This is a genomic window from Moorena sp. SIO4A1, assembly GCF_010672065.1.
Taxonomy (GTDB): domain Bacteria; phylum Cyanobacteriota; class Cyanobacteriia; order Cyanobacteriales; family Coleofasciculaceae; genus Moorena.
Genome location: NZ_JAAHHX010000230.1, coordinates 1 through 2,804 on the forward strand (window position 1 = coordinate 1; position 2,804 = coordinate 2,804).

The following is a 2,804-nucleotide window of genomic DNA, read 5'->3' on the forward strand; positions in this document are numbered from 1 at the left end:
CATTAAATATGGATGAGTACGCCTATGGCTTTGTAACGGAAAATAGCCATTACGGTGCAACTCATAACCCCCATGATCTCACTCGCATTGCTGGTGGTTCCTCTGGCGGCTCGGCAGCAGCAGTGGCGGCGGGATTAGTACCGATCACTCTCGGTTCCGATACCAATGGTTCGATCCGGGTACCAGCTGCGTTGTGTGGTACTTTTGGCTTCAAACCTACCTACGGACGATTGTCTCGGGCAGGGGTTTTCTTGTTTTCAGCTAGTTTGGATCATATCGGTCCGTTTGCTCGTTCTGTACGGGATATTGCTACTATCTTTGATATCCTTCAGGGAGTAGATCCCACTGATCCCGTTTGTAGCAATCGTCTCCCAGAACTCTGTGTCCCCCAGCTTAACGAGGGGATTGACGGGTTACGGATTGGAGTTGCAGATGGGTATTTTGCTCAAGGGGCAGAACCAGAAGTCTTGGATGCTGTGGCTAAAGTGGCTAGTAGCTTGAATGTAACTGCTTCAGTTACTATCCCAGAAGCCAAGCGAGCCAGAGCAGCAGCTTATATTATTACGGCTAATGAAGGGTCAAACCTGCATTTGGACAATTTGCGTAAACGTCCCGATGATTTTGACCCAGCTACACGCGATCGCTTTTTAGCAGGTGCCCTAATTCCAGGGACTTGGTATATTCAAGCCCAACGGTTTCGACAATGGTTTCGCGATCGCGTTCGGGAAGTCTTCCAAGATGTGGATATTATCCTCGCTCCCACTACACCCTGTGTTGCTCCCCTACTGGGTCAAGAAAAAATGGTCATTGCCGGAGAAGAAGTTTTAGTTCGTCCAAACTTAGGATTATTTACTCAACCCTTATCCTTCATTGGCTTACCGGTCTTATCAGTACCAATTCACCGTCCTGGTCAAATGCCCTTAGGGGTACAAATTATTGCTGCACCCTACCATGAAGCAATGATTCTTAGAGTTGCTGCAGTGCTTGAGGAGCAAGGTATCGTTTCAGCACCGATTGTGTCTTAACAAATCGATTATTAAGACAATATTCTGTTAGCGAAATAGTTGTCTCATCACACATTAAAAAAGAAGTATAAAGAGTTAAGTATCAAAAAATTTTATCTAGCAGCATGCTCTCCCAGATTAAAGAGTTAGCCCAAGAAATTGCCCCGCGTCTGATCGAAATCCGCCGTCATCTCCACTCTCACCCAGAATTGAGTGGTCAAGAACACCAAACAGCGGCTTACGTAGCTGGGGTCCTATCCTCCTGTGGTGTTCATGTACAAGAAGGGATTGGCAAAACTGGCCTTATCGGTGAACTGATTGGTGGTACCGATGAGCGATTAGTCGCACTGCGCACTGATATGGACGCTCTACCCATCACCGAACAAACTTGTCTGGATTTTGCCTCACATCAACCGGGAGTCATGCATGCCTGTGGTCATGATGTCCACACCACCGTAGGCTTAGGCACAGCTATGGTTCTATCCCAACTCGGAGAAACGTTTCCTGGTAATACTCGCTTTCTGTTCCAACCCGCTGAGGAAATTGCTCAAGGTGCAAACTGGATTGTCAAAGATGGGGGAATGAAGGATGTCAGTGCTATCTTTGGTCTTCACGTTTTCCCATCAATTCCAGCAGGGTCTATTGGTATCCGCTATGGGGCATTAACAGCAGCAGCGGATGATTTAGAAATCGTAATTATGGGAGAATCGGGTCATGGAGCTCGCCCTCACCAAGCTATTGACGCGATTTGGATTGCTGCCCAGGTGATTACCACCCTCCAACAAGCTATTAGTCGCACCCAGAACCCATTACACCCGATGGTCTTGACAATTGGACAAATTAGTGGTGGGCGAGCTCCTAATATTATTGCTGACCAAGTGCAGCTAGTAGGAACAGTGCGATCGCTTCATCCCCAAACCTATGCTGGCCTACCCGATTGGATTGAAAAGATTGTGGCCAATGTCTGTAATGCTTATGGCGCTCGCTATCACATCAACTATCAGCGGGGAGTACCATCGGTACAAAATGACCTAGCCTTAACTCAGTTGTTGGAAGCAGCAGCTAAGGAAGCTTGGGGAAGCGATCGCGTTTTAATCATACCGGAAGCCTCTATGGGTGCGGAAGATTTCTCAGTTTATCTACAACATGCTCCTGGCAGCATGTTCCGCCTCGGGGTTGGATTCCAAAATAAAATAAATTACCCACTGCACCATCCTCTGTTTGCAGTGAATGAATCGGCTATTGTTACCGGTGTCGTTACTCTCGCTTATGCCATTTATAAGTACTGGCACCAGGACTGTTAATTAGGGATTGGTGAAAAAGTTTTGGTTACGAGAGGCAAGAGGCAAGAGGCAAGAGGCAAGAGGCAAAAGGTTTAAGGGGGTGGAATTTTCACAAACATCAGTTCAATTAAATGCATTAGTTTTGATAGAGATTCGACTTATTTCTTCCACTTTATGAATCTTGAATAGTCCTCAAAACCTTAATAAATCAAGGGTTACGACTTATTGAATTAGCCATAGTTATCAATTTAATTATACAGTTAATTTTAGCGCTTTGCTACAATTTTAAGTACATATTATGTTTTTTTGTTGCTTGTTGCCTGTTGCTTGTTGCCTGTTGCCTGTTGCCTTTTGTCTTTTGCCTGTTGCCTGTTGCCTGTTGCCTGTTGTCTGTTGCCTGTTGACTGTTCCCTGTGCCCTGTTCCCTGTTCCCTTTAGCATGCATGCTAAAGCCCTAAGACTGATTTAGCAATATTGAAATAAATCAGCACACCTAAGACATCAACAACTGTTGTAA

Annotated in this window: 3 protein-coding genes; all 3 read left to right on the forward strand. The window is 45.7% G+C overall.

Features of this window, described 5'->3' with window-relative positions; all coding sequences use genetic code 11:
• A partial coding sequence (locus F6K53_RS36570; RefSeq protein ID WP_293084395.1) for an AtzE family amidohydrolase occupies positions 1-1,025 on the forward strand: 1,025 nt, incomplete at its 5' end.
• A gap of 104 nt (positions 1,026-1,129) precedes the next feature.
• A complete protein-coding gene (locus F6K53_RS36575) occupies positions 1,130-2,308 on the forward strand; it encodes a M20 family metallopeptidase (RefSeq protein WP_293084398.1) in 1,179 nt (392 codons plus the stop codon).
• 277 nt (positions 2,309-2,585) lie between these two features.
• Positions 2,586-2,756: a hypothetical protein gene (locus F6K53_RS36580; RefSeq protein ID WP_293084401.1), complete on the forward strand. Its 171-nt coding sequence runs from the start codon at positions 2,586-2,588 to the stop codon at positions 2,754-2,756.
• The last annotated feature ends 48 nt before the right edge of the window (positions 2,757-2,804 follow it).